Below are 24,638 nucleotides of genomic sequence, written 5' to 3' on the forward strand. Positions count from 1 at the left end.
CTTAACGATCTGTTTTTGCTTGGATTTCGTTTCTCTTTCTCATCTCGTGAATAATACAGGTTAGTTTGTCAAACCTAGTCTCAGCTTTTCTTTTGCTTTTGTCTACTCCGTCGAACTGACGTTAAAATGGCATAGCCATTTTAGGCTTTGGGATAAGGGGCAGTTAGAGTGGGTAAAAACTTCTCAAACACGCTCTAAAAATGACTAGTCTGGCTATAGAATCTTAGTAGCCGTAATCACTTTTAAAATATGCAGGTTTCTGACAAGTCTGGTTTTGAGAATATATCTATCAATAATCAGGAAATAACTCCTAGTTTTGACGCTAAAAATCCACCAAATCCACAACTAATTGATGCTTGTGTACATTGTGGCTTTTGCCTGTCTACCTGCCCTAGTTATCGCATCATCGGCAAAGAAACAGATTCGCCACGCGGTCGTATCTATTTAATGGATGGAATTAATGAAGGCGATATTCCGTTATCACCTGCGATCGCCCAACATTTTGATACTTGCTTAGGATGTCTTGCTTGTGTGACTACCTGTCCATCAGGCGTACAGTATGACCAACTGATCGAATCTACCCGCGCTCAAGTTGAGCGAAATCATCCGCGATCGCTACCTGAGAAATTATTACGGCAATTTATCTTTTCGACTTTCCCCTATCCCAATCGCCTCCGAGTGCTACTTGCGCCTTTATTGGCTTATCAGAAATTAGGTTTACAAAAACTATTGCGATCGCAGGGTTGGTTAGAAAAGTTTTTGCCCAAGCAACTAGCTGCGATGGAATCGGTGCTACCCGAATTAACTCCCCAAGCTTTTCAGGATAATTTACCCGAAGTAATTGCTGCTCAAGGAGCAAAGCGTTACCGTGTGGGAATGCTCTTGGGCTGTGTGCAGCGTGTATTTTTGCCAGAGGTGAATAATGCGACAGTGCGCGTACTAACGGCAAATGGATGTGAGGTTGTAGTTCCCAAATTGCAAGGTTGCTGCGGAGCATTATCCCATCACCAAGGACAAGAGGCTCAAACTCTAGAACTTGCCAAGCAGACTATTGACGCTTTTGCCGATTTAAATCTTGATGCGTTGCTGGTTAATGCTTCGGGCTGTGGACATACATTGAAAGAATATGGACATATTTTGAAAGATGATCCTCACTATGCAGAGAAAGCTAAGCTTTTTTCTCAAACAGTAAAGGATGTTCAAGAGTTTCTCGATCATGTTGGGCTGACAGCCAAGCTCTCACCATTGCAAGATCAGCCTTTAGCGATCGCCTATCAAGATGCTTGCCATATGCTGCATGGACAAAAAATCAGCCTCGAACCACGTCGTTTGTTGCGTCAAATTCCCAATGTCCAATTAAGGGAATCGGTTGATGCTTCGCTATGCTGTGGTAGTGCAGGAATCTACAACATTTTGCAACCAGAAGTTGGTCATGAATTGGGAGAGATGAAGGTAACCAATCTCACGGATACGGGCGCTCAATTAATAGCTTCGGCAAATGTTGGTTGTATTACCCAAATTCGTAAGCATTTGAAATTGCAAAATAAAAATGTTCTCCTTATGCATCCAATGGAACTATTAGATTATTCTATTAGAGGTAAAAAGCTAGATAACTGATGTTAATTGGAAGCTTTCTTCAAAAACCAAGTAAATGAATGCGGCGCAAAGCACTGCCTTCATTTACTTGGTTTTGATCACAAAGGTTGATAAATTTAGTTCTCGTTGCTTTTTTGCAAATCGTTTCGGGAATATTCAAGGGAATCATGTAACATCAGAGAGATAGTGCGATCGCTTACTAAAAGCTTTTTTACTGTAGAAAAAACAATTTTTTGCCGAATAAAACTTAGATTTGAGTTTTAATTTTAATTATTTAACGTCACATAACACGTTAGATAATTAATATAAGTGAAAATTATAAATATGATATTTATCAAAAATGTTAAAAGATGCAAGAGCGAAAAGGATCTCAACAGTTTGTGATTAGTTCCGAGCAAGAACCAGCTAAGAAACTAAAATTTGCCAAGAATAGTGGATTTCAGACTGAACTGAGAAGACGAGTGGATCAACTTTTTCAAAGTAGTGACCTTAAAGAACGTGATTGTTCTCAGATGTACATGAAGACAGCGATTTTGCTGCTTAGCTTAATCGGGTTATATACTGCCTTAGTTTTCTTTGCCCAGACATGGTGGCAAGTAGTACCCCTTTGCATAGCCCTTGGGGTCATCACCGCAGGAATCGGTTTTAGTATTCAGCACGATGGCGCACACCATGCTTATTCAAATATTGCGTGGGTAAATAAGCTCATGTCAATGGGTTTAGATTTAATTGGTGGAAGTTCCTATATTTGGCATTGGAAACATGATGTCCTGCATCATACCTACACCAATATTGCTGGCTACGATATGGATCTAGAAGTAGGAATCTTTGGGAGACTTTCTCCTTCCCATCCCAGACTTCTATTTCATCGGTGGCAACATTACTATCTTTGGCTGCTGTACGGTTTGTTAGCGATCAAGTGGCATTTTTATGATGATTTTTATTGCTTGATCACGGGCAAAATTGGCGATCGCGCCTACCCTCGTCCTACCAAGGGCAATCTTGCGATTTTCTTTGGGGGTAAGCTCATTTTCTTCACACTTGCCTTTGCTATTCCCTCACTATTTCACTCTGTATGGCAGGTTTTAGCTGGTTATACGTTAGTCGCTGTAACTTTGGGCATCGTACTGAGTGTAGTATTTCAACTAGCCCATGTAGTTGAAGAAGCAAATTTCCCACTTCCTGTGCAAGAAGTGAACGTCATTGAGAATGATTGGGCGATCCATCAAATTGAAACAACGGTGAATTTCTCCCGTAATAATCCCTTTGTGACATGGCTAGTTGGTGGCTTAAACTTCCAAGTCGAGCATCATCTATTTCCGAATATTTGCCATGTTAACTACCCTGCGATTTCCAAAGTTGTCGAGCAAACTTGTCTAGAATTTGGCGTGAGATATAACTATCACACCTCTTTCTGGGCGGGTTGTTTATCTCACTTCCATTGGTTACGCCGCATGGGAAGCACATAAAAAAAGAGCGCTAGGCGCTCTTTTTTTATATTTCAAGAGAGAGCATCCCTTGGGGGCGCACTCTCTTGAAATATTTGGGATTGGTTAATAACTCATGTTACGCAGAGCGAATATCTGCCCTCATCCCCCAGCCCCTTCTCCCAGAGCGGGAGAAGGGGAGCAAGAGAAATAAAATATTAGTTTTTCTGGTTCCCCTCGCCCTTAATGGGAGAGGGGCTAGGGGTGAGGGTATCAGCAACTTCTGCGTAACATGTGTTAATAACTATCGGTTTTACTAACAGTTGTGTTAATTAGTTGTTGATTTGCTTGATTGAGACGATCGGCGATCGCTTCTCGCACATCACGATTTACATGAGTATCGGCAAGAACTTCCTGCGCCATTTCTCGATATTCAGCACTAGTGGTGAGATCCACTTGATCTAGTTGGTTGAGATTTTCATAGATAGTCTCAGGAGAAACCAACACATTACTTTCCATAGTTCATTCCTTACTTTATGACAGGCAAGGGGCTTAAGCCCCTTGTTATAGATTGATTTAGGGTAAATCTGTATTACCCATAAGATAGCGATCGCATTCACGGGCAGCACCACGACCTTCGTTAATCGCCCAGACGATTAGACTTTGTCCACGGCGACAGTCTCCTGCGGCAAAAACGCTAGGTAGACTAGTCGTAAATTGACCGTGATTCGCTTTGACATTACTACGAGGATCGCGTTCCACTCCTAGGGAATCCAGTAAAGGTTGTTCTGGACCTAGGAAACCCATTGCCAGCAAAACGATCTGAGCAGGAATTACCTTTTCAGTACCAGCTACTTGCTTAGGAATGAACTGACCCTTATCATTGCGTTCCCATTGCACTTGCACAGTGTGAACAGCTTTGACCTGACCGTTTTCATCTCCCTCGATCTTAGTCGCAGTCGTGATATAAGCTCTAGGATCGTCACCAAACTTTGCACTCGCTTCTTCCTGTCCGTAGTCCATCTTGTAGACTTTCGGCCATTCAGGCCAAGGGTTATCCTTAGCACGGGTGGCTGGAGGCTTAGGCATGATTTCTAACTGGACAACACTATTGCAACCATGACGAATTGATGTACCCACACAGTCCGTACCTGTATCGCCACCACCGATAATCACCACATCTTTACCTTGTGCCGAGATAAAGTCATCCCCTGACTTACCATTGAGAACTGCCTTAGTATTTGCGGTGAGGAATTCCATCGCAAAATGAATACCTTTGAGTTCGCGTCCTTCAATGCTTAAATCACGAGGTTTAGTTGCGCCCGTACAAAGTACCACCGCATCAAACTCCTTGAGCAAATCTTCCGCAGGTAGATCCTTCCCAATTTCAGTATTACAAACAAACTTCACCCCTTCTTGCTCAAGGATACCTAAGCGGCGCAATACCACTTTTTGCTTGTCCAACTTCATGTTGGGAATGCCATACATTAACAATCCCCCTGGGCGATCGGCGCGTTCATAAACCGTAACCCAATGCCCTGCTTTGTTTAGCTGGGCGGCGGCGCTCAAGCCTGCGGGGCCTGAACCAATCACTGCAACTTTTTTACCCGTGCGCTTAGCAGGCGGTTCGGGGACAATCCAACCTTCTTCCCAGCCCTTGTCGATGATGGAGTACTCAATATTCTTAATGGTCACAGGTGGATTGGTAATCCCCAAGACACAAGAACCTTCACAGGGAGCGGGGCAAACCCGCCCTGTAAATTCAGGGAAATTGTTGGTTTTATGGAGACGATCTAGGGCTTCGCGCCAAAGTCCCCGATAAACTAAGTCATTCCATTCGGGAATCAGGTTATTGACTGGGCAGCCGCTAGCCATGCCACTGATCAGGTTGCCTGTATGACAAAATGGTGTACCACAGTCCATACATCGAGCGCCCTGTGTGCGGAGATTTTCATCGGGCATATGGACATGAAATTCATCCCAATTTTTGATGCGATCGCTTGGTGCTATTTCCGTCGGTGCTTCGCGAAGGTACTCAATAAATCCTGTCGGTTTTCCCATTGCTTTTCGTTTCTATGTTTTGATGAGTCAGCATTTCTGAAATTATGAAACCAATTTTAGGATTTCCGTGCCATAGGCGCGGAAATCCTAAAATTGGTTTTGATAAGTAAGCTATTTGCTATTTGATCAATAGCCCATAAAGTATTTTTAAACTGCTTAACTTGTTCTAAGTATATTTTACGGGTTTCCTTAATATTAGTTAACGTTGCCGTCTGAATAATAAGGAAAAAGTCGTTGGAGATTGACTCCGATTTGAGAAACAGTGTCACAAAGCCCAAAAGAAAGATGGCGGCGCTTTGCTCCACCATCTTTCTTTTGGGTTTTGCTATATATAGCTGTCGCCATTCTTGTTAGAACATAAAACCCAAATAGTGTGAGGCGGCGCTTCGCGCCGCCTCACACTATTTGGGTTTTGAATTGTCCTGATATTAGGTGGCTATAGCTATACAAGATTTTCGTTAATTGTATTTTGGTTATATTATTGGTCTTATGATTACCCCACTCAAACGTAAAAATTTTGATGAGCTTATTCCTGCTGTCCCTACCTCAGAGCAGTATCAATACTATTGGGGTGACGGTCAGAGTGTATTTCGTCGCGTTGCAATTTCGATCGCCTGTGTAATTGTATTCACAATTCTCTATAACCGTGTCCACGAAAATAATCCCAGTAGTTTCGCGGCTCTAGTGATGTTTGTTTGTGCAGCTTTTGGAGGGTTGTATTGGATGTTAGAGCCAGTCGCTCTAGCAAGCATTCGTAATGCCAAGTTGCGACGCTTTGCCTATTGTGGTTTTTGGCAGGCGGAAGTTTTGGATGTTTATGTTTCTCAGGAAGTACTGGCTCGTGCTGAAAAGGTAAACTCACGGGGACGCATGGATGTTAGTTATGATGCGGAAAGTTTTTTAAATATTGAGCTTGGTGATGAGACGGAGTTTGTAACGACTTTACGCTTACCGATGAAGCGCGAACTGAAGCGGATTCGACCTGAGCAGACGGTATATATGTTGCTATTTTCTAACGATCGCCGCTTTGGTCGGGTTAGTCGGATCACTTCTGATGCCTATATTCCCCAATACAATCTCTGGGTGGGAGATTATCCTTATTTACGTCGTGACACTTTTATCGATCTGACTAAATATATGGTCAAGCGATCGCAGAAAGTAACTAGCTAAATTGCGAAACCCAAATAGTGTGAGGCGGCGCGAAGCGCCGCCTCACACTATTTGGGTTTTGATTTGTCCTGATACAGATGGCTATAGCTATACTTTAAAATTGTTGTTGAAAAAGTACTGGGGCATTGACCCGAAACGGCTCTGCACCTAAGGATTTTGGATCGATGCGCCAGCGTTCTTCTATGGTGCTGTACTCGGCTATCTTTTGATCGCGGCGATTGTGTAGCATGACAGTAAAATTTTGCTTTTGGGCTTCAGTGCCGAGCTTAAATAGAAAACTAAACCGCTGCAAATAATCAGAGGCTATCCATCTAGTTGCATTAATCGTGACGATCGCCTGTTTAGCCTCAGCATCGATCTCAATATTTTCCACCCAACCTTCTTGCAAGCGTTGAGTTTTCCACCAAAGACTTGGCTCGACTGGTGCTTGAGGGATGGTGATTGCCTCCTGTGCTGAGGTCTGACTTACAACCACCAATGGTGCGATCGCGCCAATACTTAGCGCTAACAAAACATGATTAATAATTGATTTGCCAACTAATTTGTCAGTCATCCTAAACCTCATAACGTATTTTTCAGGACTTCAGCCATTATAATCGCTTTAGAAAGCGCAAAGGAGCTTAAAGTTCCCCGTTGCAAGACTATCAAGCAGGAGTAACATCATGCCAGTTGTGGCAGTGATTGACTACGATATGGGCAACTTACACTCAGCCTGCAAAGGGCTAGAGATGGCAGGAGCCACCCCCATAGTGACCAATGATCCGCACAAGTTAGCCTCCGCCGATGGGATTGTTTTGCCAGGTGTTGGTTCCTTTGATCCCGCGATGCAAAAATTACGGGCGACAAAGCTAGAACAACCCATTCATGAAGCGATCGCTTCGGGCAAACCATTTTTAGGAATTTGCTTGGGGATGCAAATTTTATTTGAGAGCAGTGAAGAGGGGCATGAATCGGGCTTGGGTATCATCAAGGGACAGGTTAAGCGATTTAGCAATGAGCCAAGCCTGACGATCCCGCATATGGGCTGGAATCAGCTAGAACTAAAACAACCTAATTGTCCGCTTTGGCAAGACTTGGGCGCTAGTCCTTGGATGTATTTTGTGCATTCCTACTACACCGCACCTGTTGATGACTCAGTAACAGCAGCGACCACAACCCACGGTAGTCAGACCGTGACTGTGGCGATCGCCAAAGACAATCTGATGGCTGTACAATTTCATCCCGAAAAATCATCCAGTGACGGGATACATTTGCTATCAAATTTCGTCAGAATGATCAGTGCGTAGCATAATAGTAGAATCTTGAGAGATTTATGAAGATCCAAATGATCAAAAAACTGGGTATTGTTTCTTGTCTGGCTGTAGCTTGTGCTGTGGTTTCGCCATCTGTAGTTCGCGCCCAATCCAATGCAGGATTTATTTTATTTGGCGGAATCAGGGATAGCGCACTTGACTATTGCCTCGATAGTGGCAGCAGCGGTCGTAATGATCGATACTATCTAGAAGTAAAACCACAAAAATTTAAAGTTTCCGAAGTGATCATTACCTATCCCGATCATTTTACTGGTAGCTTTGATACGTCAGACATCAAACTACGCGTAACGGATCAATGCCGTGGTGGCAAAGATTTGGAAATTGAATCAGCAACTTGGGACAAAGAAACTCGCCGCATTACGATCATTCCCAAAGAAGCAATTCCTTCAAAAACAGCATTACGAGCCGTGCTATCTAATGTAAGAAATCCTGACTACAGTGGTTTCTATCAGTTTGATGGCAGAGTTATGCGCGCTGATGTACCAGTCCCTGTCTATATTGGCTCATGGGTAATTACCCTTGACTAATACCAATTCACGAAAATGTGACAACACTTTTGTGAATTAGAAGCCAAACCCAGTAAAGGTTTTATCCCAAAGTACAAAATAGCTTAGCCATTTTGTACTTTGGGATAAAACTATAAAAGTTTACTAATAACCTAAAGAAAATAGAGGAGGGCGCTAAGCACCCTCCTCTATTTTCTGATTTTATTGATATAGTTTTTCAGACCTTGTGCAACTTCAAGTATGAACATTTTAATTAGTAATGATGATGGTATTTATGCGGCGGGGGTAAGAGCGCTAGCTGAAGCTTTAAGTGACACTGAGCATCGGATTACGGTGGTATGTCCAGATCGAGAGCGATCGGCTACAGGACATGCCCTAACTTTGCAAGAACCTTTACGGGTTGATCAAATCGAAGGGGTTTATCCATCCAATATTGAAGCTTGGGCTTGCTCTGGCACACCTTCGGATACAGTCAAATTAGCACTTGATGCATTATTAAGCGATCGCCCTGATCTCGTATTATCAGGCATTAATCGCGGCGCAAATTTGGGAACCGATGTTTTGTACTCTGGTACAGTATCGGCTGCAATGGAAGGAGTACTAGAAGGTGTGCCAAGTATTGCTTTTAGTTTGACTAGCTTCGCCCATTTGGATTTTAGCGCGGCAGCAAATTTCGCCAAGAAAATGGTCAACATGATCGCAACTTATCCACTAGAAGAAGCGATTCTCCTGAATGTAAATATTCCTGCAATTCCAGAGTCAGATATTTGCGGTGCTGTTGTTACTCGTTTAGGAATTCGGCGCTATAAAGATCTCTTTGAAAAACGTATTGATCCGCGTGGCAAAACTTACTACTGGCTATCAGGTGTAGTGGTCGAAGAAGAAGCAGAAGCTGATACAGATATTCAAGCGATTAGAGATAATTACGTAACGATCACACCGCTCAAATATGACTTAACTCTCGCTGCGGCTATTCCTTTTATGAATACATGGATAGAAAAGCTAGCTACACTAACAAGCTGATGTTACGTGGATAGAATTAATTCCTACGATCATCTAAGTCTAGGGCTTGCCCTGTGGCCCAGCCCCTACAAAAATCTAAATTATTGGGGTAGGGGCAATCCCCCCGTGGTTGCCCTGTCGTGCTAGCAGCAAAAGATTCATCATCTGAGTTCCACGTAACATCAGTAACAAGCTCGTAATGTTTGAAGGTGACTCTTTGCACCGCCTTCATGTATTAGCGCGAATAGGTTAGAGTTCCTTGATTAGCATCAAGCTCAGCCATACAGCCAATGGGTAGAGGCGCATTTTCGCCATCATGTCCGAAGGGTAAGTTCATCACAATCGGAATTCCTAAATCCGTCAAACGATCGCGCCATACTTCTTCCATGGTAAAACTGGGAGTATTAACTTCTGCTTGGCTAAACCGACCGATCGCAATACCTTTTAACTTTTGCAGATGCCCCGACCAACGCCAATGGGTTAACATGCGATCAACTCGATAAGGAGCTTCAGATACATCTTCAATTGCTAAAATCACATTTTCTAAATCTGGACAGATATTCGTACCGATGATATGTGTCGCAAGCGTTAAATTTGCGGGTAATAGAACACCTGTTGCTTGACCATTACTCCATCCTTCCCCTGCTAGTGTAATCGCATTCACCTTTCCTTCCAGCCAATCAAATAACTGCTGTTGCGATCGCTCAGGTTCCTTAGCTAATGTCGTGATTACTGGTGCATGTAATCCCCCAATTCCCTTATGTTTGGCAAAGCCCCAGAGTAGAGTCGTAATATCAGAAAAGCCAATTAACCATTTAGGGCGATCGCTCAGTTCTTGCCAATCTAATTTTTCGAGTAGGCGCATTGAGCCGTAACCACCCCTTGCACAGGCGATCGCCACAGAGTCAGGATCATTCCATGCATCGATTAATTGCTGACACCGTTCCTCATCGGTTCCTGACAGATAGCCCCAAGGCTGACTGAGATGTTCAGGTATTACCAGTTCATAACCGCGATCGCGCCAGACTTTTAGCCCCTGCTCAAAGCGTTCCCATTCGCGCAATGCACCGCTAGGAGCAATGATACGCACTTTTTGAGAGGGTGTAATAATCGCAGGGAATTTAGTTGAATGCATAGTTTATCAATATTGCAATTATTAGATAATTACCACAGCAATTCTCATTATGAAAACGATTTGGGGAATTCCAGCACCTTCGGTGCTGGAATTCCCAAATCGTTTTTTTTTGGAAAGCCCGCCAACGATGGGCTTTCCAAAAAACGATTTTTATAATGAGAATTGCAGTAATTACCAGTAATTATTGGTAATTATCTAGTGTTAAGTTATACCAAAGCACAAAATGGTTATACTATTTTGTGCTTTTAAAACCCTTGCTGGGCTCGGTTTTTAATTCACAAAAGTGTTGCTACACTTTTGTGAATTGGTATAAGATCGTTACAGAAGTAAAGGTAAAGTTATGAGCCGTTATTCTCAGCGCGATCGCCAAATCGAGACTCCTGACCAAATATCTCGTGATTCCACCAAAGAGCGCATTGAGATGTTTTTTTGTTTAATGCCAATATTTGGACTAATCCCATCGGTGATCGCTTTGGTGCGGCAAAGAAGCAGTCGCAAAGTTCGCGATGTTAGCCAAGTGGCGATCGCCTTGGTATTTACTTGGGTGATCGCCTATGGCGCAATGGGAGGAGTACCAACCGAGGGGGCAACTTTGCAAGTTACCTCAGAATTAATCAAAGCAACCTTAAGTTCGGGCTATTTTGCTCTTTGTATGTATTTGATGTATCGGTTATATCGCCATCAAGCGATCTCTTTGCCATGGTTAAGGGTTATGGCTGAAATTCAAGAAGCGCGATCGGTAAAACGGGATCAAAAGCATGATAATTAAAATTTGTTTATTTTATAGCGTTTATCAAGCAAGCGAGGTACAAAGTTTTGTTTCCCCACCTTCGGCGGGGAAACAAAACCGTACTTCACCAGACTGATAAACGCTATAAATTTGTAATTATTAGTACAAAGCTGCTCTATGATAGCCAAGCATTTTATTTGAGGAGAATTATTGTATGGGTTTACAAAATGGTAGACGTGCGGCTGGAGGTTTTATGAAAGACTTTCAGACTTTCATTTTGAAAGGAAATGTGATTGATTTAGCCGTTGCGGTGATTATTGGTGGTGCTTTTGGCAAAATTATCACTTCGTTGATCGAGGACATCATTACACCTTTGCTTCTAAATCCCGCTCTTAAAGCGGCTAATGTTGAAGATCTTGCCAAACTACAGATTAATGGCATTAAATATGGTGTGTTTCTTGCCTCAGTGATTAATTTTTTAGTTATCGCTTTTGTGATCTTTCTGATCATTCGTTCCTTTGAAGCGATGAAGCGTAAAGAAGTTCGTGAAGAAGCGGCGGCTGAAGTCAAACCTGACCCTCAAGAGCGTCTGACCTTAGCTGTTGAACGTTTAGCAGAAGTGATGGAATCCAAATAAATTACCAAGTTTATAAGGTTGCGTCCCGCAGGGACGCAACCTTATAAACTTGGGTTTGCAATTAATTACATCCATCTACTTAAAATATAAATATCTGCTTTGCAGATATTTATATTTTAAGTAGATGAATAACTCTAGACTGCCCGCATATCATGTCATTTAGACAATTCAGCCACAAAATTTACCGATCTATATCGACATCTCTCTTAATTTTAGGAATTGCTATTGGTCTTAATGCTTGCTTTAGCCCAAATAATGACAAAAAAACGGAAGTAGATAAATCACCTGTCCCGATTTTCTTATTTATTCAAGCTTCTCCCGATGGTAAGACGATCGAAGGAATTGTCCCCTCCGATTTGGTAGAACAGTTAGGCAGTTTAGATCGGGTAATTCAATCAATTCCTCTAGGTAGCAGTTTTTCATTAATTCAGTTCGGTAAACCACTGGGCATGTTTCAAGTCAGTGGGGTGCGTGGCTCCGATACTTTTGGAGCGATCGCCAGTTTTAAGGTGCAAGTACCAGCCGAAAACGAGAAAAACCAACCGACCAAAAGCTTTGATCCAGCCATTTTACGCCAGCCAAATTTAACAATAGTGGCAAGCGATCGCATTAATCCGTCAAGCGATCGCTCCTACTTTTTTAACTGTCCCAGCAGAATCCAACCCCTTGTACTCGAAAGATCACGTAATTTATTTGTAAACCTTGGGGCAAAACAAGCTGCAATCTCACAGGTAGCGATCGCCTCGTTAGTATGTGCAGATATTGATGGTGACAATCAGCCTGAGATTATTGCAGGTTTGCGCCTCGATAATCCCATTCGTCCCGCAGGATTTGATCCTCAAGTGTGGCAAGAGTTTCTATCCCGTTCGGCTCTTGAACGTCAGGAGTACAGCATGTTAGTCATGATGCGAAAATCAACGAGCGGAGATTGGACTTCAGAACCAATTTTGACCCACACTAGAGCGCTTTCTTACATCAATGATAGTGTCAGTAGCTATGCCCTTTATGGGCTTCAAGATCTCAATGGCGATCGCTATCCCGAAATTGTCGTCCAAGAAATTGGCTTAAACTCGCTTGATGTCCGCGTATTCACACCCACTGTTGATGCTCAAGGTAAATGGCAATGGCGCAGTTATTACCAAAATCAGCGATCGCTCAATATTGTTCAATAAAACCGTTATAAAGGAAAAAGCAAGAAAGCCATAGTTTTCCTTTTTCCTTTTTCCTTTTTCCTTTTTTAATATGCCCCCCGAAAATTCTCTCACTTACCCAGTTCTCTTCAAGGAAGTACGCATTCTTGATGCAGCCTCATCGTCAAATATTTCTGAAACTTTTGCCGATGTTTTTGTTGATGGCGATCGCCAAATTCATCTCAACTTTGATCAATCCCAAATTCCTGAGAACATCAACATTGAGCAGCGGTCAGGTGTCGTCTTAGGAACAGGGCTGATTGATCTTTACAGCACTAGTTGTGAGCCTGGGCATGAATCTACCGAAACGATATCGGAACTAGTGCAAGCAGCGAAAAATGGCGGTTTTACAACAGTTAGCATTTTGCCCAATACTCAACCTGCGATCGATGATATTGCCGCTCTAGAGTTTTGGCGCAATGTGCAGCACAAACAAGGAAATATTCTGCAACCTTGGGGAGCAATTACCAAGGGGCTAGAAGGGAATCAACTCACCGACATAGGAGAGCTAGCTGACTCCGTAGTTGGCTTTACCGATGGCAAAGCCATTAATAATTTACTGCTTGTGCGTCGTGCGATGGAATATATCAAACCGCTTGGTAAACCAATTGCCCTATTTCCCAAAAATCCTGATCTAGCAGGTAGTGGTGTAATTCGGGAAGGGAAATGGTCGATCCAATATGGCATGACAGGCTATCCTACCGCCGCCGAGACGACGGCCCTTGCCGCCTTAATTGAGCTAGTACGACTCACCAAAGCTCCCACCCATTTCATGCGACTTTCTACCGCCCAGAGTGTAGAACTAATGGCTCAAGCAAAAAATGATGGATTACCCGTAACGGCAAGTACCACTTGGTTACACCTTTGTCACTACGATCGCGATTTAGCAACCTATGATCCGAATCTCCGTCTGATGCCACCTCTTGGCAGTGAAAGCGATCGCCTAGCGTTGATTACAGGAATCAAATCAGGAGCAATTGATAGCATTGCGGTTGATCACACTCCCCGTGCTTACGAAGAAAAAGTTGTGCCTTTTGAAGTTGCGCCCGTAGGTGCGATCGGCTTAGAGTTTGCACTCTCCGTCCTCTGGCAAAACTTAGTAGTAACAGAATTACTAACTGCTAGTGAGCTTTGGCAAGCTCTTAGCGTTAACCCAGCTAAAACTTTGGGACTTGCACAACCCAAACTCGCAACTCTTTTCGATCCAAGCTTAGAGTGGCTAGTTACAAATAATGCGATCGCCTCTCAATCGAGAAATAGCAACTATATGGGGCGATCGCTTGTTGGTAAAGTTCTCTAAATCAAGAAGAACCCTAATCTCTTCCTAGCAAATAAGTAAGTCTAGGGCTGGCACGGGGGCACAGCCCCTACAAGATCTAAAATTTACAGGTAGGGGCATCCCCCCGTGGTTGCCCTGTTATGCTCTAGCAGCAAGAGGTTCATCATCTGAGTTCCGCATAACATCAGTAAATTAGAGAACTCTTAGGATCGTGGGGATACTATGCAAAGTAGTTAACTGGCGAATGGCAGCGATCGCCTGTTGGAAGTTGTACTCACTGACCCTTTGCGTTACCACCACAATTTCAGCTAACCCATCATGACTTGTATTTTTTTGTAAAATTGCATTCAAGCTAACGCAGTGTTTACCAAAAGCAGTACCCAGATCGCCGATCACCCCAGGTTTATCATGGGTTAGCAGTCGTGCATAGAACTGATTTACGGTGTTTTCAATTGGGGCAATTTTAGCGTAATGCTCATGGGAGCAGCCCATTAATTGATTTACTTGATTGGGCATAGATTTCAAGGCTGCCACAACATTGATAATGTCGGCAACCACAGCACTAGCGGTTGCGCCTGCACCTGCGCCGGGACCTGAAAAAACAACTTCACCAATGGGATCGCCTTCAATGCGAACGGCATTAGTGACACCATGAATATTCGCAAGGGGATGTTGAATCGGGATTAGCGTAGGATGTACCCGAATTTCCAAATCAATGTCATTTTTGTGATCGGTACGCCGCGCAATTCCTAAGAGCTTAATTGTAAAGCCTAACTCTTTAGCATAGCCAATATCAGCACTAGTGATCGAGCGAATACCCTCTCGGTAAATGTCCTCAAGTTTGACGCGATCGCCAAAGGCAAGACTTGCCAAAATCGCCATTTTATCGGCAGCATCATAGCCATCGACATCGGCGGTGGGATCAGCTTCTGCATAGCCCAATTGTTGAGCTTCAGCAAGGGTTGCGTCAAAATCAGCACCCTCAAAATACATGCGGCTAAGAATGTAATTAGTTGTGCCGTTGACGATTCCTGTCAATTCACTGATGCGATTACCGCCGAGACTTTGCTTAAGGGCTTGAATCACAGGAATACCACCACAGGCAGCAGCTTCTAGCATTACATATACGCCTTTTTGTTTGGCGGCAGTAAAAATTTCATTGCCATGTCTAGCAATTACGGCTTTATTCGCGGTAACAACATGTTTGCCATTGGCGATCGCTTTTAAAATCAAACTTTTGGCTGGCTCAATTCCGCCAATAACCTCAACCACAATATCGATCTCAGGATCACTAACTATCGCAGCCAAATCATCTGTGACAATGCTGGAAGCGATCGCCACATCACGCTGCTTGTCTAGCGATCGCACACCTACCCGCGCGATTTCGATATCAGGTAGCAAAGGATGGCGACCCGCAGGGTCTTGGAAAATTTTGGCAACACCTGTGCCAACTGTTCCTAATCCGAGAAGTCCAACTTTATATGTCACAGTCTTATTTTTTTGATTTTCGTCGATTTCAATTAGCTTTTATTGTAGTTTTTTTGGGGACGCGATGAATCACGCATCTGCACTCAGCAATTCTCATTAAAAACATCTTTTTTTGAAAGTCTGCCGTTGGCAGACTTTCAAAAAAAGATGTTGGTGTTTCCAGCGCCTTTGGCGCTGGAAACACCAACATCTTTTACATAATGAGAAATGCTGATCTGCATGAATGAAGGGGGGCGTTTCGCGCCGCCTTCATTTATTAGGATTTTACTAAAATTAAAAAGGAAGAGATTGCATGGCAGTCTCTTCCTTTGACAAAATAATAAAGTTAAAAAACAAAAAGCAACGGCTACTACATAATCCAAAAACTAATCCAAAAACTAAGCGGCGATCGCCATCAAAGCCTCTTTACTCGACTCTTTTGAGTTTGATAAATTCAGTCCCATATTCATGTCCATATCGACAACAGCAATTTGAGAACAAGGAATTGTATCAGCATGAATTAAACCAGAAAAAACACATTCACAGATTTCTAGTAAGGCATCTGCTGGAGCCGCAAATTGGATACTTTGATTTGGGAATACTACTCTTTCAAAAAAACTAACATTAGGTTGAGCTATGCGAATAATTTGCGCAGACTCGGTGTCGTTACGATAAATGCAGATTGATTGATTAAATTGAGATTCTAAGTTGCTGGAATTAATTTTTTGCGCTTGTATATTAAACATTACGATCTCTTGTGAGTAGCCACTAACTTTACTGGTTCATGATCCCAGAGTAGGGGATCGTCTCATGGCTAGCAGTGATATAGCGCACATATTCCAAGTTTCTTAAGCTTTGGGGATCGATTTTCTCATGGTTTGTGAGAGTTAGTCACAAAGTAACTAACTCTCACAAACCATTAAAATTAACGCGAGTTCGATATAGCCATTTGCGTCGTGCGAAGCACGACGCAAATGGCTATATCGAATTGACATTAAAATTAACGTCAGTTCGATGAAAGCGAAAAATGGTAAGAATCGCTTAGCGATTCTTACCATTTTTTGCCATTTGCAGCTTGCGAAGCAAGCCGCAAATGGCTATATCGAACTGACATTAAAATTAGGATAGCTATAGGGTTGATTTTTATCGCGTAAAGCAGTGTAATCTATGGATTTTTGCCTAAATTAATCCCAAAAATATTATTTAAGCGATCGCGAACCCATGATAAAGCAGCATATTGCGATCGCTGTAATTCTTCTTCATTGAGTAATCCCAGACTGATTAACACCTGCTGTCGCTCTGATAATTTCAGCGCAATCTGCTCGCCTAATTCTTTATGCTCACTGAGCAGCTTTTGTAACTGCTGACGCTCCACCACAAAGAGAACCGTATCTACAGTCAAAGCCCGAACCGTTGCTGTCCGAGGCATACCAATGAGTAGGGAAATCTCGCCAAAAAATTCGCCTTCACTTAATGTCGCGATCGCCTGATTATTTTTCTCAGAAAAGATTTCGACAACACCCGACAAAATGATGTAAAACTCTTCACTGGGATCATTCTCCCGACAAATGATTTCACTGATGTCAAAATGTTTACGATAGCCCCTAGCGATTAAAGCAAATAGTTCTAATTCTGTACATCTCTCGAAATAAGATATTTTCCGTAATAAATCGCGTAGGCTTTTGGTACTTATTTCATTACTAGCTGGAGACAGCACAGAATTTATCTGTTTTGTATTTTGCAACTGTTGATCGCGATCTTCTTCTGGATTTGGTGGTGCAATAATTTGTCTCATTGCTTCAGGATTATGCAGGATAATCTCTCTAGTTGGGAAAGGAATTCTAATGCCTCTGGATCTAAACTCGTAGGCAATCCGAAAATTAATGGAACTCCGAATTGGCTCATTAGCATCAGGATCATCAATCCAGACTAATAGCTCAAACTCCAGTGATTCTCTTCCAAATGCTAGGAACCAAACTTCTGGCGGTGGATTTGACAATACTCGCGGTTCATGCCGAGCCGAAGTTAGCAATGCTTCAGTTAAGACTAATAGATCGGTGTCGTAAGCCACGCTAACGGGGATATGAATGCGGCAAGTATGTCCTGCATAACTCCAGTTAACTGTATTGTTTTCAATAAAACGTTGATTTGGCACAATTACGAATAAATCATCTTCAGTGCGAATAATAGTGGAACGAATCGAAATTTTTTCAATTGTGCCTTTGAGTTCGCCAATTTCTACGTAATCACCAACCTTGATAGTTTGCTCGAAGAGTAAAACTAGTCCACTAATAAAGTTGCTAGCAATATTTTGTAAACCAAAGCCAATCCCAATCCCGACTACGCCCGCAATCACTGCTAGAGAGCTAAGATCTATGCCAGCAGTTTGCAAAATAATTACACTGCTAAGAGTAATCAGGAGATATTTGATAAATACAGTTATTGCTTCTTGCAATCCACGATTAATCCGAAGTTTGGTTAATAGCGATCGCCTAATAATTTCGCTAATGATTCTTGATACAAAAAAAGCTAAGACAATGAGACCTAGCAAAGAAGAGATCGTAGCGATCGAAAACTTAGTACCTCCAATATCTAAAATTTGAGCTGTGAAGATTGCATATAGGTTTGTTAATAAAACATCCATCTTTTAGTTTAATTTCTCCACAACAACTCAACCCAAATTAACTTTAGAAAGTATGGCTAAGTGTGGTTTTCTAAAAATAACAATTCCCATTCATATCCTAATTTACTTCTTAATTTACTAGTTTTGAGTTGTATAAACTACAGTCGCATTTGCGTTGGGTATTTCTGATTTTTTAAGCTGAGTGTTGATCTTGCCCAAACCATCCTCGGTTCCAATCCATATTTGTTGATTATAAACAAGCAAATTAATCACTGAACTACTTGGCAAATTATAAATCGATGATGTAATTGCGCCATTATAAGTATTGGCAAGAACTAACCCATCTCTCATACCAATCCACAACTCACCATTTTTATGACTCGCCAGAGCCACAATATCTCGTCCAGTTACAGCATTAATGCGGGCGATCGCCTTATTAGTTTTTGGATTAATTTCAAACACATTGCGAGGAGTACCTGCCCAAATCTTACCCGATGGCTCCACGGCGATCGCTTGGACAATTTGACCTGATACATAGGGAATCCTTGCGGTGATTTTGGCTGTTCCAGGGTTGATTTTCACCAGTCCATTTAATGTACCGACCCAGAGATTACCAGCATTATCAAACTGCATCACATTGGCGGCTGTCCCTGGAAGATTGGGCATTCTGGCATAGGTTTCAGCATTGTAAGGACTGATGCGGGTTAATCCTTGATCAGTTCCGACCCAAATAAAACCTGCCCGATCCATCGCTAGACTAAGAATTCGGCTGGAAGATAGTTGAATCGCGATGTTTTCAATTTTGCCAGAGCTAGGCTCAATCTGATACAGGCCTGAGGTTGTGCCAACCCAAAAATAGCCACGACGATCTTCTAATAGGGCGGTAACCGTGGAATTGGGTAAAGAGATGGAGTTAACTGCCGCACCAGTTCTCTGATCAATTTGCATCAAACCTTGCCAAGTACCGATCCATAGTCTTCCCTGATAATCGATGAGGGTGGAGCTAACTCGACTATCTAGATTTGATGCGGGATTACGGGCAAGAAGAATATTATTTGCTGGTATATCTGAATTATGCTTGTCAGGATTAATTGCATTGGCGCTGTTAACGACTCCATAGGTTACGGTGCATAAGCTGACTACATTAACTATTACGGAAATTAATGTACTGGATAACGCAATGGAGATTTTTTTGGCTACCAACATCTTTACCACCATCATTAGTCGCTATATATGCTCTTTTAAGCGTCAGATGTTAACACAAGAGATTGCGATCGCCACATCAATTTTAGACATCCTCTATAAAACCCAAAATAGTAATGGCGGCGCTTCGCGCCGCCATTACTATTTTGGATTAAAGGTGGCGCTTCGCGCCATCTTTAATCCTATGGTTTTGGCTCTGGAGCTACGGGTGCGGGTGCAGGTATCTCAGGTTGAACTGGCTGAGGTGGTGGCTCTAAGGGCGCAGGTTGTGCAGGTGGTGGCTCTATCGGTGTTGCCACAGGATTGTTAGTTACAGGTGTCGGCTCTGTCCTTACTGGTTCTGGAGCATTATTGTTGGCTGGAGCAGGATTGTTGGAATTTGCTTGTGGAACAGCAGGTTCCGTCCTAGCGGCTGTTGGTTCTTCACGTCTGGGGGCAGGTGGTTCTTCACGGCGATCATTGCGATCGCTATTTGCGGCTGGGCTTGAATTATAAGTAACTTTATTGCGGTTGGGATTTTCAGTAGGTTTAGGTAAGTCAGCACGGCGAAACTCAATCTTACTTGCTTCTCTAACCGTCGCGGTAACCCCAAATTCTGAGGTGATCTGTGGCAAGCTTGCCAACTGGGTACTAAATCCAAAAATTAGAGCATTGTTCGCAATTCGCTTATCAATACTTTCTCTATCAATGCGTTTTGGAGCTGAAGCCTTACCATCGGCTTTGATCCTGATTTCTTCACCTTTGCCAAGGGTGACAATTTCTGATGTGCTTTTGAGCAAGACCGTGACAGTGCCATCAAGCGCAATCACCCGACGATCTTCCGCCGCCTTAGCTGGAATTTCTAGATACACCGTGCCATCGTTGCTAGAAATTTCGCCAAAGGGGGTTTGGACTTGAGCTGGGGATTTGCGATCGCTAGCCGCCCAAGCTACTAAGCGCCCAGAGGTAAATTCAACTTGATTTTGCGGTCTGAGGGTTAAGGTGGATTTTCCGCCAATTCTGATAATCGCACCACTGCGTAAGGTCACCTGAGCAGTTGAAGAGTCCTCGGTGCTAACGCTTTCATTTACCTTAAGGGGGACACCTACAGTCGCAGGTCTTGCCGATGTGGCGTTAACATATTTAACGCGCACAGGGAAGCTACGAATTTCACTAATTTCGGCGATCGCTTCGGTCGGTAAAGCCTCAGAACTAAAAGGTTTAGGAGGCTGATTAATTGTGCAACTAGGCAGAACTACGACCGCTAAAGATAAGACCAAAAGCGGCAAAATTTGCCTAGAGATTTTGAATAACTGCCAACGCTGCATCGTAAATTTTTTGTAGAGTCTACAAAGCCAGTTTTTTCGCTATACTAGAAAGTCTGGTTAAAACCGTAAATTCTAATGTATATATATTAGTTCTAACTTCGTTGTTTGACCATAGCTAGTAGTAATTCTCATCATAGCTGTGAGACTGCGCCGTAGCCGCAATCCCTCAGATGTAAATCTATCTTTTAAACGAGTAAGAGTCAAAAGCACATGGCAAAGAGTAATTTGCAGGTCATGCTGACCAAAAATGTTACAAAATTAGGCAAACTTGGCGATTTAGTAGCTGTAAAGCCTGGTTATGCCCAAAATTTCCTCATACCTCAAGGTTTAGCTATTCGTGCTACCTCTGGTGTGATTAAAGAAGTTGAAAGACGTAAAGAAGTTGAGCGTCAACGTTTGATCGCTATTCGTCAAGAAGCAGAAAGCCGTAAGACCGCATTATCAACTATTGGTGGCTTTATTATTAAGAAAAAAGTCGGCGAAGGTAATGCAATTTTCGGGACTGTGACCGATCGCGAAGTTGCTCAGTTGATTACCGCAAAGTCGATGCTAGAAATCGATCACCGCGACATTACAATTCCTGAAATTAATCAAACAGGTACTTTTGATGTTTCGATCAAGCTTCATGCTGAAGTCACCGCAACTATCAAAATTCAAGTTATTCCTGAATAATCATCTCCAAAAAGAGGCGGCGCAAAGCGCCGCCTCTTTTTTTTGACAAGGGGCTTAAGCCCCTTGTCTGATTTTTACGAGTTCTACGGCTAAGGCGATCGCCTCGATCGTACTAGCAGGATCGGCAATACCTTTGCCAGCAATATCAAAAGCTGTCCCATGATCGGGTGATGTGCGAACAAAGGGCAACCCAATTGTGGTATTCACAGCCCGATCAAAGGCTAAGAGCTTAACGGGAATTAAACCCTGATCGTGGTACATCGCAAGATAAGCATCGTAACCAAGTGTTACGCGATCGCGATCGCTCCAAGCCTTGGCAGGATTGATCCACATCGTATCGGGTGGAATTGGGTTTGTAACTTGGACGTTGGGGTGTTGCTGACGATAGCGATCTATTAACGGCTGTAACCAGTCCCTCTCCTCGCGCCCTAGTTGTCCCTGTTCACCACTATGGGGATTGATCCCCGATATCGCAATCCGTGGATTTGTAATCCCAAAATCTTGCAACAGCGATCGGCGGAGTAATTCTAATTTCTGCTCGATTAACTCTGGTGTAAGTTGCTTGGTGACTTCGCTCAAAGGAATATGCACCGTTGCTAGCAAAGTACGAAACACCCAGTCTGTATGAGGAGATTTACCCACAAACAACATCCCAAAATCATCAACTTGGCTCCGCTCAGCCAATAACTCAGTCTGTCCTGCATAGTCATGCCCCGCTTGTTTCCATGCTGACTTAGCGATCGGTGCGGTAACGATCGCATCAAAATTTCCTGCGAGAGTTGCAGCGATCGCAGCATCTAAATAAGCAAAACTAGCTGCCCCACTTGCGCGATTGCCAATTCCTAAAGAAATCTCCTCATTAGTGCGGATATCGACAATCTCTAGGCGATCTGGATCAGCCATCAGTAAATTGTTATGATTTCTCAACAAATCATAGGTTTCCCCTAGATAGCGGCGATCGCCAAAAACTGTAAACGTTGCATCCAGTCCTAATAAATGGCGATCAGCTAGAGATTTTAGAATGATTTCCGTACCAATTCCTGCGGGATCGCCTATAGTGAGAGCTATTCGCGCTCTAGAGTTAGGCTGAGATTTTGCTCTGGAGCTTGTGTAGTCATTCCGCAGAATATTCATTAAGTCAATTAAGTAATTCTCCAAAATTTTAATACACGCGATAAGATCGTGATCCGCCGTTAGCCCTCTTGACCACAACCAACGATGTCTGTTGATATTTCCTTAGAAACTCTCTGGAATCAAGTTCTCGAACTGCTTGAAAGCCAACTTAGCCGTCCAACCTATGAAGGATGGATTAAGACAGTTGTGGCTGATGAGCTTACGGCTGATCGCTTGACTATTCGCACGCCTTCAATTTTTGCTAAAAATTGGCTGCATAAATATTATGTTCAAAATATTACGGATGCAGTCACGGAAATCCTTGGCTATCCTGTAGAAATTCATATTGAGGCGGCTCCAAGTAGTGAACCACCTACGGGTCAACCTGAGCTAAATCTTAATCTTGATGGTGCTGAGATTAGTCAAGATGGGATGTTGGAAACCGCGATCGCTGCTGAGGCAGTTCACGCCATGGCGGCGGCAATTCCTACCACGCTCAATAATGCCCAAAGTCCTCAGTCATCAGATAGCAATGGTCACGTACCACGTCCTAGCAACCTCAATGCTAAATACAATTTCAATCGTTTTGTAGTTGGTTCCACCAATCGCATGGCTCATGCGGCGGCGCTTGCCGTGTCCGAGTCCCCTGGGCGTGAATTTAATCCTTTGTTTTTATGCGGTGGTGTGGGCTTAGGCAAGACCCACCTAATGCAAGCGATCGCCCATTACCGTCTAGAAATCGAACCGAAAGCAAGAATCGCCTATGTATCGACAGAGCAGTTCACCAACGATCTAATTTCGGCAATTCGCAAAGATAGTATGCAGAGATTTCGGGAACTGTATCGCGAGATCGATATGTTGATAGTTGATGACATTCAATTTATCGAGGGTAAGGAATACACTCAGGAGGAGTTTTTCCATACTTTTAATACGCTTTACGAAACTGGTAAACAAATCGTATTAGCCAGCGATCGCCCACCTGCTCAGATTCCGCGTTTGCAAGAACGACTTTGTTCACGGTTCTCCATGGGATTGATTGCAGATATTCAAGTTCCCGATTTGGAGACACGCATGGCAATCTTGCAAAAGAAAGCTGAATACGATCATCTCAAAATCCCTGCCGATGTCCTCCATTACATCGCCGCTAGCTATACTTCCAACATTCGCGAATTGGAAGGAGCGTTAGTGCGAACTGTTGCTTATATCTCGATTTCGGGATTGCCAATGACAGTAGAAAATGTCGCACCAGTTCTCAATCCTCCCAAAGAACCTGTAGAAGTATCTGCCGAGATGGTTTTGAGCGTAGTTACGGAAATGCTGAATATAGATCTAGCCGATCTGTTAGGAAATTCACGACGCAGAGAAATCAGCCAAGCCCGTCAGTATGTGATGTATCTCATGCGTCAACACACGAATCTCAGCTTGCCCAAAATTGGTGAAGCGGTAGGCGGCAAAGACCATACAACGGTGATGTATAGTTGCGAAAAGGTCGCTCAGTTGCAATCAACTGATGGTGATATCGCGCAGTTGTTGAGGCAGTTAAGCGATCGCATCTACCTCGTTGCTCAAACTAAAAATTAACGGAATGGACAGCGCTTTGCGCTGTCTACACTTACCACACTAAAAAACTATGCAGATGATTGATTTTGCCGTAAATGGAACTTTAATGCGAGGACTAGAGTTAAATGGTAACTTGCAGAAGGTTGGGGCAGTATTTGTAAGAGAAGATGTAACAGCACCTATATATCGGCTTTGGACGATCGCCGATCGCCATCCTGCGATGCTACGAGTTAGCGAAAATGGACAAGCGATCGCCTTAGAGATCTGGTCAGTTACTCCCGATGCTTTGGGTGCAATTTTATTGTCTGAGCCTGCTGGTTTATGTATTGGCAAAATTATTTTGTCTGATGGACAAGAGGTTTTGGGTGTTCTTGGCGAACCATTTTTATGTGAAGGACAAAAGGAAATTACTTCCTATGGTGGCTGGCGAGCTTACACCGCAAGTTAAACCCAAAATCTTTTGGATATGTTAGAAAGCAACTTGTCGTTGCAACGGAACTTACTCTGAGCATCATAGAGATGGGTGCGACCTTGACATAATACGAAGATTGTAGAACAATGAAAGAATAACGAAGGAGATCAAGAAAGAAAATGTCGGCAAAGTTAATAAGTGTAGAAGGCACAAAAGTAAAAATCGAACTTACAAT

At 43.1% G+C, this 24,638-nt stretch carries 23 protein-coding genes; 13 read left to right on the forward strand and 10 right to left on the reverse strand.

The window, feature by feature from the left end; genetic code table 11:
* Positions 1–249: 249 nt before the first annotated feature.
* Complete coding sequence (locus VB775_RS09145; protein WP_281007324.1) at positions 250–1,617, forward strand: (Fe-S)-binding protein; 1,368 nt, start codon at positions 250–252, stop codon at positions 1,615–1,617.
* A gap of 329 nt (positions 1,618–1,946) precedes the next feature.
* The gene (locus VB775_RS09150) at positions 1,947–3,065 is read left to right on the forward strand and encodes a fatty acid desaturase family protein (protein ID WP_281007325.1); all 1,119 of its coding nucleotides are present in this window, start codon (positions 1,947–1,949) and stop codon (positions 3,063–3,065) included.
* Between the two features lie 255 nt (positions 3,066–3,320).
* On the opposite strand, the gene VB775_RS09155 is transcribed toward VB775_RS09150, so the two are convergent.
* Positions 3,321–3,542, reverse strand: a complete 222-nt coding sequence (locus VB775_RS09155) for a hypothetical protein (protein ID WP_176453318.1) — start codon at positions 3,540–3,542, stop codon at positions 3,321–3,323.
* A gap of 57 nt (positions 3,543–3,599) precedes the next feature.
* A complete protein-coding gene (gene gltD / locus VB775_RS09160; protein ID WP_190579817.1) occupies positions 3,600–5,084 on the reverse strand; it encodes a glutamate synthase small subunit in 1,485 nt (494 codons plus the stop codon).
* Between the two features lie 489 nt (positions 5,085–5,573).
* Here gltD and VB775_RS09165 point away from each other — a divergent pair, with 489 nt between their 5' ends.
* A complete protein-coding gene (locus tag VB775_RS09165) occupies positions 5,574–6,254 on the forward strand; it encodes a hypothetical protein (RefSeq protein ID WP_281007326.1) in 681 nt (226 codons plus the stop codon).
* A 94-nt stretch (positions 6,255–6,348) separates the two neighbouring features.
* Here the strand turns inward: VB775_RS09165 and VB775_RS09170 are convergent, their stop codons facing one another.
* Positions 6,349–6,807 carry a hypothetical protein gene (locus VB775_RS09170; protein ID WP_281007327.1) on the reverse strand — a complete coding sequence of 153 codons (459 nt, stop codon included), beginning with the start codon at positions 6,805–6,807 and terminating at the stop codon, positions 6,349–6,351.
* Positions 6,808–6,916: 109 nt separating this feature from the next.
* Between VB775_RS09170 and hisH the strand changes: the two genes are divergently transcribed.
* The 3 genes from hisH (at position 6,917) to surE (ending at position 9,096) form a co-directional block, all read left to right on the forward strand.
* On the forward strand, positions 6,917–7,540 hold the full coding sequence (hisH, locus tag VB775_RS09175) for an imidazole glycerol phosphate synthase subunit HisH (RefSeq protein WP_281007328.1): 624 nt from the start codon (positions 6,917–6,919) through the stop codon (positions 7,538–7,540).
* Positions 7,541–7,566: 26 nt separating this feature from the next.
* On the forward strand, positions 7,567–8,094 hold the full coding sequence (locus VB775_RS09180; protein WP_281007329.1) for a DUF2808 domain-containing protein: 528 nt from the start codon (positions 7,567–7,569) through the stop codon (positions 8,092–8,094).
* Positions 8,095–8,313: 219 nt separating this feature from the next.
* A complete protein-coding gene (gene surE / locus VB775_RS09185; protein WP_281007330.1) occupies positions 8,314–9,096 on the forward strand; it encodes a 5'/3'-nucleotidase SurE in 783 nt (260 codons plus the stop codon).
* 214 nt (positions 9,097–9,310) lie between these two features.
* Here the strand turns inward: surE and VB775_RS09190 are convergent, their stop codons facing one another.
* Positions 9,311–10,210 (reverse strand): S66 peptidase family protein, encoded by a 900-nt coding sequence (locus VB775_RS09190; protein ID WP_281007331.1) that lies wholly within the window; start codon positions 10,208–10,210, stop codon positions 9,311–9,313.
* 340 nt (positions 10,211–10,550) lie between these two features.
* On the opposite strand from VB775_RS09190, the gene VB775_RS09195 reads away from it, so the two are divergent.
* From VB775_RS09195 to VB775_RS09210, 4 genes are all read left to right on the forward strand, one after another.
* Positions 10,551–10,979: a hypothetical protein gene (locus VB775_RS09195; RefSeq protein WP_281007332.1), complete on the forward strand. Its 429-nt coding sequence runs from the start codon at positions 10,551–10,553 to the stop codon at positions 10,977–10,979.
* Positions 10,980–11,154: 175 nt separating this feature from the next.
* Complete coding sequence (mscL, locus tag VB775_RS09200; RefSeq protein ID WP_281007333.1) at positions 11,155–11,577, forward strand: large conductance mechanosensitive channel protein MscL; 423 nt, start codon at positions 11,155–11,157, stop codon at positions 11,575–11,577.
* A 152-nt stretch (positions 11,578–11,729) separates the two neighbouring features.
* Positions 11,730–12,749, forward strand: a complete 1,020-nt coding sequence (locus tag VB775_RS09205; protein WP_281007334.1) for a hypothetical protein — start codon at positions 11,730–11,732, stop codon at positions 12,747–12,749.
* A gap of 70 nt (positions 12,750–12,819) precedes the next feature.
* Positions 12,820–14,067, forward strand: a complete 1,248-nt coding sequence (locus VB775_RS09210) for a dihydroorotase (protein ID WP_281007335.1) — start codon at positions 12,820–12,822, stop codon at positions 14,065–14,067.
* Between the two features lie 171 nt (positions 14,068–14,238).
* Here the strand turns inward: VB775_RS09210 and VB775_RS09215 are convergent, their stop codons facing one another.
* From VB775_RS09215 to VB775_RS09235, 5 genes are all read right to left on the reverse strand, one after another.
* Positions 14,239–15,534 (reverse strand): homoserine dehydrogenase, encoded by a 1,296-nt coding sequence (locus VB775_RS09215; protein ID WP_281007336.1) that lies wholly within the window; start codon positions 15,532–15,534, stop codon positions 14,239–14,241.
* Between the two features lie 377 nt (positions 15,535–15,911).
* A complete protein-coding gene (locus VB775_RS09220) occupies positions 15,912–16,259 on the reverse strand; it encodes a DUF1830 domain-containing protein (protein ID WP_281007337.1) in 348 nt (115 codons plus the stop codon).
* Positions 16,260–16,678: 419 nt separating this feature from the next.
* Positions 16,679–18,157, reverse strand: a complete 1,479-nt coding sequence (locus tag VB775_RS09225) for a mechanosensitive ion channel domain-containing protein (protein WP_281007338.1) — start codon at positions 18,155–18,157, stop codon at positions 16,679–16,681.
* Between the two features lie 117 nt (positions 18,158–18,274).
* Positions 18,275–19,342 (reverse strand): ligand-binding sensor domain-containing protein, encoded by a 1,068-nt coding sequence (locus VB775_RS09230; RefSeq protein WP_281007339.1) that lies wholly within the window; start codon positions 19,340–19,342, stop codon positions 18,275–18,277.
* A gap of 179 nt (positions 19,343–19,521) precedes the next feature.
* Positions 19,522–20,646 carry a FecR domain-containing protein gene (locus tag VB775_RS09235; protein WP_281007340.1) on the reverse strand — a complete coding sequence of 375 codons (1,125 nt, stop codon included), beginning with the start codon at positions 20,644–20,646 and terminating at the stop codon, positions 19,522–19,524.
* A gap of 210 nt (positions 20,647–20,856) precedes the next feature.
* Here VB775_RS09235 and rplI point away from each other — a divergent pair, with 210 nt between their 5' ends.
* Positions 20,857–21,318: a 50S ribosomal protein L9 gene (rplI, locus tag VB775_RS09240; RefSeq protein ID WP_281007341.1), complete on the forward strand. Its 462-nt coding sequence runs from the start codon at positions 20,857–20,859 to the stop codon at positions 21,316–21,318.
* A 54-nt stretch (positions 21,319–21,372) separates the two neighbouring features.
* Here the strand turns inward: rplI and pdxA are convergent, their stop codons facing one another.
* Positions 21,373–22,452 (reverse strand): 4-hydroxythreonine-4-phosphate dehydrogenase PdxA, encoded by a 1,080-nt coding sequence (gene pdxA / locus VB775_RS09245; protein WP_281009448.1) that lies wholly within the window; start codon positions 22,450–22,452, stop codon positions 21,373–21,375.
* Between the two features lie 84 nt (positions 22,453–22,536).
* Between pdxA and dnaA the strand changes: the two genes are divergently transcribed.
* Positions 22,537–24,012, forward strand: a complete 1,476-nt coding sequence (gene dnaA, locus VB775_RS09250) for a chromosomal replication initiator protein DnaA (RefSeq protein WP_190576346.1) — start codon at positions 22,537–22,539, stop codon at positions 24,010–24,012.
* Positions 24,013–24,061: 49 nt separating this feature from the next.
* The gene (locus tag VB775_RS09255; protein ID WP_281007342.1) at positions 24,062–24,439 is read left to right on the forward strand and encodes a glutamyl-tRNA amidotransferase; all 378 of its coding nucleotides are present in this window, start codon (positions 24,062–24,064) and stop codon (positions 24,437–24,439) included.
* Positions 24,440–24,638 lie beyond the last annotated feature (199 nt).

The sequence above is a fragment of the Pseudanabaena sp. CCNP1317 genome, from assembly GCF_034931345.1.
In the GTDB taxonomy this organism is placed as follows: Bacteria; Cyanobacteriota; Cyanobacteriia; order Pseudanabaenales; family Pseudanabaenaceae; genus Pseudanabaena; species Pseudanabaena galeata.

Excerpts from the sequence above, each read along its gene's own strand:
- VB775_RS09210 (WP_281007335.1), top strand. The coding sequence starts at position 12,820 with ATGCCCCCCGAAAATTCTCTCACTTACCCAGTTCTCTTCAAGGAAGTA.
- VB775_RS09225 (WP_281007338.1), bottom strand. The coding sequence starts at position 18,157 with ATGGATGTTTTATTAACAAACCTATATGCAATCTTCACAGCTCAAATT.
- VB775_RS09165 (WP_281007326.1), top strand. The coding sequence starts at position 5,574 with ATGATTACCCCACTCAAACGTAAAAATTTTGATGAGCTTATTCCTGCT.
- surE (WP_281007330.1), top strand. The coding sequence starts at position 8,314 with ATGAACATTTTAATTAGTAATGATGATGGTATTTATGCGGCGGGGGTA.
- VB775_RS09170 (WP_281007327.1), bottom strand. The coding sequence starts at position 6,807 with ATGACTGACAAATTAGTTGGCAAATCAATTATTAATCATGTTTTGTTA.
- VB775_RS09155 (WP_176453318.1), bottom strand. The coding sequence starts at position 3,542 with ATGGAAAGTAATGTGTTGGTTTCTCCTGAGACTATCTATGAAAATCTC.
- VB775_RS09145 (WP_281007324.1), top strand. The coding sequence starts at position 250 with ATGCAGGTTTCTGACAAGTCTGGTTTTGAGAATATATCTATCAATAAT.
- rplI (WP_281007341.1), top strand. The coding sequence starts at position 20,857 with ATGGCAAAGAGTAATTTGCAGGTCATGCTGACCAAAAATGTTACAAAA.
- VB775_RS09220 (WP_281007337.1), bottom strand. The coding sequence starts at position 16,259 with ATGTTTAATATACAAGCGCAAAAAATTAATTCCAGCAACTTAGAATCT.
- VB775_RS09180 (WP_281007329.1), top strand. The coding sequence starts at position 7,567 with ATGAAGATCCAAATGATCAAAAAACTGGGTATTGTTTCTTGTCTGGCT.
- VB775_RS09205 (WP_281007334.1), top strand. The coding sequence starts at position 11,730 with ATGTCATTTAGACAATTCAGCCACAAAATTTACCGATCTATATCGACA.
- mscL (WP_281007333.1), top strand. The coding sequence starts at position 11,155 with ATGGGTTTACAAAATGGTAGACGTGCGGCTGGAGGTTTTATGAAAGAC.
- VB775_RS09255 (WP_281007342.1), top strand. The coding sequence starts at position 24,062 with ATGCAGATGATTGATTTTGCCGTAAATGGAACTTTAATGCGAGGACTA.
- gltD (WP_190579817.1), bottom strand. The coding sequence starts at position 5,084 with ATGGGAAAACCGACAGGATTTATTGAGTACCTTCGCGAAGCACCGACG.
- VB775_RS09150 (WP_281007325.1), top strand. The coding sequence starts at position 1,947 with ATGCAAGAGCGAAAAGGATCTCAACAGTTTGTGATTAGTTCCGAGCAA.
- VB775_RS09195 (WP_281007332.1), top strand. The coding sequence starts at position 10,551 with ATGAGCCGTTATTCTCAGCGCGATCGCCAAATCGAGACTCCTGACCAA.
- pdxA (WP_281009448.1), bottom strand. The coding sequence starts at position 22,452 with ATGAATATTCTGCGGAATGACTACACAAGCTCCAGAGCAAAATCTCAG.
- dnaA (WP_190576346.1), top strand. The coding sequence starts at position 22,537 with ATGTCTGTTGATATTTCCTTAGAAACTCTCTGGAATCAAGTTCTCGAA.
- VB775_RS09190 (WP_281007331.1), bottom strand. The coding sequence starts at position 10,210 with ATGCATTCAACTAAATTCCCTGCGATTATTACACCCTCTCAAAAAGTG.
- hisH (WP_281007328.1), top strand. The coding sequence starts at position 6,917 with ATGCCAGTTGTGGCAGTGATTGACTACGATATGGGCAACTTACACTCA.
- VB775_RS09235 (WP_281007340.1), bottom strand. The coding sequence starts at position 20,646 with ATGCAGCGTTGGCAGTTATTCAAAATCTCTAGGCAAATTTTGCCGCTT.
- VB775_RS09230 (WP_281007339.1), bottom strand. The coding sequence starts at position 19,342 with ATGTTGGTAGCCAAAAAAATCTCCATTGCGTTATCCAGTACATTAATT.